General features: G+C 43.0%; 1 tRNA gene. It reads left to right on the top strand.

From position 1 onward, the window contains the following. Nucleotides 1-66 precede the first annotated feature (66 nt). A tRNA-Pro gene (locus tag VXS03_RS20210) sits at nt 67-143 on the top strand. Nucleotides 144-249: the final 106 nt, after the last annotated feature.

The following is a 249-nucleotide window of genomic DNA, read 5'->3' as shown; positions in this document are numbered from 1 at the left end:
CTGATGTTGGGAATAGCGGACCAGAGGGTTGACCCTTCTAGCAGCGTTCCTAAAAAAGAATTAAGTCGGTGAATAGCGCAGTTTGGTAGCGCATCTGGTTTGGGACCAGAGGGTCGGGGGTTCGAATCCCTCTTCACCGACCACTATTTAAAAAGTAGTGGTTTGTTAAAACCATTATTATCAGAGAATATGTTAGTTAATAACGTTTCTCAAAAAGAATTAAGTCGGTGAATAGCGCAGTTTGGTAGC

The sequence above is a fragment of the Photobacterium sp. S4TG1 genome, assembly GCF_036040035.1.
Lineage (GTDB): Bacteria > Pseudomonadota > Gammaproteobacteria > Enterobacterales > Vibrionaceae > Photobacterium.
Note: the sequence above shows the minus strand (reverse complement) of the source record. Positions and strands in the feature narration are given on the sequence as shown.